Source organism: uncultured Dietzia sp. (assembly GCF_937873725.1).
Lineage (GTDB): Bacteria > Actinomycetota > Actinomycetes > Mycobacteriales > Mycobacteriaceae > Dietzia.
Genome location: NZ_CALMYY010000010.1, coordinates 1 through 6,881, shown reverse-complemented (window position 1 = coordinate 6,881; position 6,881 = coordinate 1). Strand labels below are relative to the sequence as shown.

Sequence of the window (6,881 nt, the reverse complement as noted above, 5' to 3'; positions counted from 1 at the left end):
CGTCCTCGTGGTCCGACTTCGCCGGGGACATGGCGAGGGTCGCGGCGAAGGCGGCGACCTCCGACCTGCTCGGCATCTTCGGCATCGAGGATGAGATGCCCTGGTGGATGCAGGTACACCAGGCCATGTCCGCGACCCCGCTCCAGGACGGGCAGGCACCCACCCCGATCGCCGACACCCCCGACGAGGTGCTCGCCGACCCGACCCTCGCCGCGACCGTCGCGCTCAACCCGATGCCCGAACCCCCGAAGTCCGAGGGATCCAACCACATCTGGGATCCCGCGCAGGGGGCCGAGCAGTGGCGGCCGATGGTCCGCGCCGCGATGAAGCGTCAAGGCAAGTCGAGTAAGGCCGAGGAGGACGCCTGGATTCGTCAGATCCAGTCCGAGTCCGGCGGCAACCCCGGCATCAAGCAGGGCATCATCGACGTCAACTCGGGCGGCAACGAGGCCGTCGGGCTGCTCCAGATCATCCCCGGCACGTTCGCCGCGCACCGCGACCCCGAGCTGCCCAACGACCGCCGCAACGCATGGGCGAACATCAACGCTGCGATCCGGTACGGTCACGCCCGCTACGGCGCGGGGCTGCTCGACGCGATCGGCGACGGCGACGGGTACAAGGACGGCGGTCTCATCCCCGGCCTCGGTGGTGTCCGTCAGGACTCGATCGGCATCAAGGTCTCGCCGGGCGAGTACGTCTCCCACGCGGTGGCCACCGCGGCGAACCTGCCCCTGTTCGAGGCACTCAACGCCGACCCGTACCTGCTGCACAACATCCCCCGTGCGATCAGCGCGGTCCCGACCACTGGCGCGGGCGGCGGGATCGACGCTTCGATCACCGTCGGCACGATCCAGACCACAGACTGGTCGGCGGCACAGCGGACCCTCGCACGCGAGCAGGGCCGTCAGGTCCGTAACCTTTCGATGGCAGGGAGTGTGACAGGATGAGCCCCGTGTGGACACCCCGTCGTAAGGTCGTGTGGATCGACGCCAACAGATACGTCTGGCACCTCTCAGGCGACCGCGCCGGCGAGGAGGGGGCGAAGATGGCCCCGAGTCCCAAGGGGCTCGATGACGTCGAGGAATCGGTGCTTGTCGACGAGGGCCAGCACATCGAGGGCGCGATCCCTCGCGGCCGGTCGGTGGCGAAGCGGGACATGGACTTCACCGTCCACCTCACCGCCGACACGCCTCGCGCGCTGCGGGTGCTCAAGGAGCGGTGGCGCTCGGGATGGTCGGCGACCAAGCCGGGTCACTGGTGCGAGTTCACCTCCTCGGGCGGCTGGCGGTGGCGCTCGGTGCTGCGCGCGGGTGAGCAGGTGCCGGCGTTCAAGAAGGACGACGCGCTCATCTGCCGGGCCACCTACCACGTGCCCGCCCTCGCGGCCTGGCCGTGGTGGACAGGGTTCGAGATCTCCTCGGTGTGGTCGACCACGGCCAACGTCGGCGAGGGCGCTCTCACCCTTGTTAACCCCTGCTCCGAGGACCTGACGTGGGAGGCCACCCTCGCCGGTCCCGGCACCTACTCGATCACCGACGGCCCCGGCGGGCCCTGGGTCGAGTTGCCCACCCTGCCGGGCGGGTGGACGATGCGGGTTGACACCTCGACCACCCGGCCCACCGTCATCGGCGTCACCGCCGGCGGTGAGCTCGTCAACCTGTGGGGCCAGATGCGCGGGCGGCGGTTCACCCGTGCCTCGCTCCTGCCCGCGGCGCGCGGCCTGACCCCGTCCCAGACCGTCCTCGGCATCCGCATCGAGGGCGGCAACGGCGAGGCCGAGGCCCTGATCGAGGCCCGCCCCAAGTACCGGTCGGGGTCCTGATATGGTGAGCAACATCCGGCAGACCGCCGCGGCGCTCGACAAGAAGATCGACGCCTTCGACCAGACGCACATCATGGCCGACTACACCATCAGGGTCATGGACAAGACCCTGACCGAGGTCGGCGTCATCGGCGACGACCTGGAGATCAAGTGCACCCTCCCCCGCAAGATCGGCGGCGTGCTCGCGGCCACCATCCCGGGCGCCCACCCGCTGCGCGAGTTCCTCTGCGAGACCCCCGACGGCGAGGATGCGGTCATCTACCTCATCGTCGAGTGGGAGGGCGTCACGACGCGGTGGGAGGGCAAGCTCACCGACGCCGACGAGATCCACGTCGACGGCCGGGACACCATCGAGCTCGTCGCCGAGCACGTCTCCCGGCACCTCGACAACCTCCTGCTGTGGGCCATGCCCGGCCTGCCAATGGAGACCCAGCTCATCGAGTACCTCGGCGTCGGGTACGCGCGCACGACGCTCAAGCAAGCGATCCTCGCCAACGTGGTGCGGCTCCAGGCGGCGGGGTACCGGATCACCCCGAACCTGCTCAACCGCAACACCTGGTCCCGTCTCGCCCGCCACCTCTGGCCGCTGTACGTCGTGCCCCACGACCCGGCCACCGACCGGTCCAAGTTCATCGCCTTCACCGCGAACATGACCCCGGCGTCCAAGACCATCGAGGACGTGACCAAGGGCACCGGTCTACAACCGGTCGTGTGGATATGGTTCCCGGGCGATCCCCAGCCGAGCACCTGGGACACGCTGACCAAGCCGACCATCTGCATCGACATCGTCGACAAGTCGGGCCCGATCGGTGAGACCGGCAACGTGTTCGAGGGGCTGTTCACCTACCTCGCCGGCCGCATCGACTCGGTCGGTGAGCAACCGTTCTTCCGCACCGACTCCAAGCCGCCCTCGGCCAAGTACCTCGTCCCCGGTGACTTCGGGCAGGACCCCGACGACCCGTACGTGGTGCTGCGGCAAGGCCGGTACACCGCCCTCGGCGACTGGAAGATCAAGCACCACTTCGCCGGGCCGAAGTCGATCATGGTCGGCGGCAAGTCGCCGGACATCGTCAACGCGCTCGTCAACGCCGCGATCACCGCGCTGCTCGGGTGGCTCTCCCAGCTCCTCGGCATCCCCGGCCTGGCTGCGCTGTTCCAGGGCCTCGGCGACGACCGGCTGTTCGCCTGGATGCGGTTCCAGGAGTCCAAGCGCACCCAGGCCGCGGGCGACTTCGGGTACAAGGAGGGCCTCGGCGCGGGGATGAGCAAGGCGTGGACCCCGCAGGCGTATCAGGTCGGCATGGGCAAGCTGTGGGACACCCGGGGCAAGCGCAGCCACGAGGCCGAGCTGCTCGTCGGCCGGCCGTACTACCCGCTCGTCCACATTCATCCCGGCGATCCGATCGGGTTCGAGACCCCGACCGGCAACATCTGGCGGGACTACGTCGAGGATCTGATCTTCGAGTCGTCCATGTCCACGCCGCGCAAGTGGTCGGTGGTCATCGGCCAGCCCGAGCCCGAGGACCCCGTCGTGCTCGCCTTCCGCGAGCTCGGCAAGATCGGTACCGTCGTCAACTGGCTCAACTTCGGATAGGGGATAGGCGTGCGCATCGAGGAACTACCCGAGCAGGCCCGGCGCGAGATCGGGATGCTGCGGGCGGTGATGGTCAAGGCCATCACCACGGCCAATCCCACCGGTAGCGTCGGTGAGGACCTGTGGCGGCAACTGCACGGCAAGCTCGTCGCGCAGTTCGACACCGAGCTCGGCGAGGAGATTTACCGCAGCGTCCGCGAGGAGGTGTCCCGGGGCGAGATCCTGCCCGATGGCACGGCCGACTCCCCCGCCCCGTTCCCGACCCTCGACGCCCCCGAGGTGCGGTCCCTCGGCGAGTTCCTCACCGCCCCGCCCCTGCCCCGGGTGGGTCAGCCTCACCTCGACTACGACCTGGCCTGTCACATCGCGCAGGCCGTGCTCAACTGGCAAGGTGGCTACGTCTGGCAGGGCCGGTCGTGGATCCCGATCGACGAGGTCGCCCCTGACCCCGACGACCCGCGGGGCGAGATCGAGGTGGTCGACTACACTCGGGGGGACGACGTCGTGTACCGCGCATCCCACCCTGAGGTCGGCGAGGTGTGGCACAGCGACGAGGCGGTGGCCCGGGAGATGGTACGCGCCCGGCTCGCCACGGTGAAGGGATAGGAATGACCTACACACTCGGCGAGGTGTTCGCCACCATCAACCCCCGGCTCGAGCTGCGCGGCGTCAACGATAACAACGGTGAGCCGATCCGCACGGTCTCGCTCGAGGCGACCCCGACCGAGGGGTACCTCGAGCTCCCGAAGGGCGACCCCGGCGACCCCGGCAACCCCGGCCCCACGCAGCCGGTGGTCAAGTGGCAGGGTGCGATCAACACCGAGGCGGCGCTGCCCTCTGGTCTTGGCGGCGGACAGGCCGGGTGGGCGTGGGGTAACACGGCGAACGGTGACGTGTTCATCTGGCTCGGCGACACCTGGCTGCGGTTGCCCCACGCGCTGACCGTCGTCGGCCCCGGCGGCGCATCGAACCGCCTGTCGATCGGTACGGTGACGGTGGTCGACCCCAGCCAACCCGCTGCGGCGACCATCACGGGCGAGCCGCCTAATCAGGTACTCAACCTGTCCATCCCCAAGGGCGAGCCCGGCCCGCAGGGCGATCCCGGTCCTGCCGGCCCGATCGCCGAGGCAGCCGACTTCGACGCGACGACCCCGCTCCAGGTGGGCGATGTGCTCGCGTGGAACGGCACCAAGTGGGGCCCGCAGTCGTTCCCGGCCATCCGCGGGCCGTGGACCCTCGGGTCGGGCGCGTTCGCCGAGAAGAACGTCGACACCGCCTCCGAGGTCATCGCACAGCTCACCATCCCCGCGCAGTCGGTCGACTGTCGCCCCCTGGTGTTCGGCGGTGTCGAGGCCAACCCCAGGAGCACGGACACCCGCATCGACACCGAGGTCCGGCTCGGCTCCGCGACGGGCGTCCTCGTCGGTCTCGGCCCGGGCATCCCCGACGATATGTACGTCACCTCGCGGATCCTGCCCTGCCTCGAGGGCACGTACACCCCGGACAACGCCCCCGACGTGGTCCCGGCCGGCACCCAGACCGTGCTCTACGTCGTGCAGCGGCGGTTCTTCGGCTCGATCACGTGGCGGTCCACCCGGCTACGCGCCCCACGCGAGGCCCACCTCGCCCCCGCGCCCCCGTGCCCGGGCCGGTGGTCATCACCCCCGCGAGCCCCCCGGTGCCCGGGCGGTTTATCATCCCCCGGGCAACCCCCCTCCGCGGGGGGGAGCCCCCGGGGGGGCGGCCCATCTCCCCCGCCGAGGTCGAGCTCAACTCGTTCGACTCGGCCGTCCCCCTGCCCGCCGGCGACGACGGTGAGCGGGGGCCGATCGGTGACTACCAGCCTCCGCTCACGTTCCGGGCGTTCATCACCGACGACGCTGATCTGCCGGACGACCTCGACCCCGAGCACACGGGCTGGGCGTATGCCAATACCACTTCCCGCGACGTGCACGTCTGGGACGGCGGGGCATGGCTCGTGTTCACCGGAGTCCTCGCCGAGGACGGCCCCGTCGGGCCGGGCAACACCCTGGCTGTCACCTCCTCGGACTCGGTGGTGCCGGCCTCCGGTGGCGCGTCCCTGACGGGGACCTCCCCGCAGCAGATGCACCTCACCCTCCCCCTCGGGGACAAGGGCGCGGACGGTCCTCCCGGGCCGCGCGAGCCGCTCCGCACGTCCGAGGACTACACCGAGCCCGAGGAGGGGCCGCTGCCCCAGCAAGTGCTCGGGTACACCGGCATCTTCACGCCCCTCGACCCGTCCACGCTGCGCAGTGTGTACAGCCTGCCCGAGGCTGCGTTCACCGAGGTTGCCACCGCGGCCGACGACGAGTGGCGGCTGGTCGCACAGATCACCCTCCCCGCGCAGCCCTGGCCGTGGCGTCCCCTGGTGTTCGGCGGTGTGCTCGTCGATGCCAACTCGGGCACCTCGGTATCGTCGTGGACTCGCTGCGACATGGAGGTCCGCATCGGAACCGACGACGGGCAGATCGTCGCCCTCGGGACCGGGATCAACTCGTACCGCGACATCATGTGCCGCGCGACCCCGCACTTCGACGCCGAGATCGTTCCCGAGTCCTACATCGGATCGGTCCAAGCGGGCGAGTCGGTTACCCTGGTGGTAGTGCTCCGTCGGATCTTCGGACCCAGGGAGTGGGCCCACATGCGGGGCCGAGGCTCGCTCATGGTCTACATGAGCCCCGTCTAGGGAGGCTCGATGGACGCCACCACACTCGCCGAGGCAATGGGCCGTGTGCCCGGTGTGGACTACGGCGCGCTCGCTGGACCTTTCACCGAGGCCATGAAGGCCGCCGACATCACCAACGTCAACCGCGCCGCCATGTGGTGTGCACAGCTCGGCCACGAGTCGGTCGGGCTCAAGTACATGCGCGAGATCGCCTCGGGCGCGGCGTATGAAGGTCGGGCCGACCTCGGGAACGTCCACCCCGGCGACGGCGTCCGGTACGCCGGCCGAGGTCCGATCCAGATCACCGGCCGGTCCAACTACGGCACCCTCTCGCGGTGGGCCCACGGACGCGGCCTTGTGCCGTCGCCGACGTTCTTCGTCGACAACCCCGTCGCTCTGGAACAACCCCGGTACGGATTCCTCGGCGCGGTGTGGTACTGGACCGCCGCCCGCCCCCAGATCAACGGCCTAGCCGACGGCCGTGACGGCGACGAGGTCACCCGCGCGATCAACGGCGGGACCAACGGCCTCGACGATCGCCGTCAGCGATACACCCGGTGCCTGTCGATGGGCGGACGCCTACTCACCCCAGGAGGACCCGTGACCGAGAAGGTACTCGAGTACGAACGCGACCAGGTCCGGCAGGACACCGGCTGGAACTGTGGCCCTGCCTCGACGCAGACCATCGTCCGCGCCGCGGCCGGGCGACTCATCTCCGAGGGCGACCTGTCCCGGGAGCTCGGCACGCACACCGGCGGCACCGACTGGATCGGGCAGTT

General features: G+C 69.9%; 5 protein-coding genes and 1 pseudogene. All 6 read left to right on the top strand.

All coding sequences use genetic code 11. From position 1 onward, the window contains the following. Positions 1 to 947: transglycosylase SLT domain-containing protein (locus Q0444_RS00540; RefSeq protein WP_299020509.1), on the top strand; the 947-nt coding region annotated here is incomplete at its 5' end. Further along, the gene (locus tag Q0444_RS00535) at positions 944 to 1,822 is read left to right on the top strand and encodes a hypothetical protein (protein WP_299020506.1); all 879 of its coding nucleotides are present in this window, start codon (positions 944 to 946) and stop codon (positions 1,820 to 1,822) included. The genes Q0444_RS00540 and Q0444_RS00535, both read left to right, overlap by 4 nt. Positions 1,823 to 1,826: 4 nt before the next feature. Continuing rightward, a complete protein-coding gene (locus Q0444_RS00530) occupies positions 1,827 to 3,416 on the top strand; it encodes a hypothetical protein (protein WP_299020503.1) in 1,590 nt (529 codons plus the stop codon). A 9-nt stretch (positions 3,417 to 3,425) separates the two neighbouring features. Then, positions 3,426 to 4,022, top strand: coding sequence for a hypothetical protein (locus Q0444_RS00525; RefSeq protein ID WP_299020500.1), 597 nt, complete (start codon positions 3,426 to 3,428; stop codon positions 4,020 to 4,022). A 1,072-nt stretch (positions 4,023 to 5,094) separates the two neighbouring features. Beyond that, positions 5,095 to 6,123, top strand: a complete 1,029-nt coding sequence (locus Q0444_RS00520) for a hypothetical protein (protein ID WP_299020497.1) — start codon at positions 5,095 to 5,097, stop codon at positions 6,121 to 6,123. Between the two features lie 84 nt (positions 6,124 to 6,207). After that, positions 6,208 to 6,666, top strand: a pseudogene (locus tag Q0444_RS15085) (glycoside hydrolase family 19 protein); the annotation flags it as partial. Between the last annotated feature and the right edge of the window lie 215 nt (positions 6,667 to 6,881).

What these genes read in the sequence shown, in the direction of transcription:
- Q0444_RS00535 (WP_299020506.1), top strand. Translation starts at nt 944, where the DNA reads ATGAGCCCCGTGTGGACACCCCGTCGTAAGGTCGTGTGGATCGACGCC.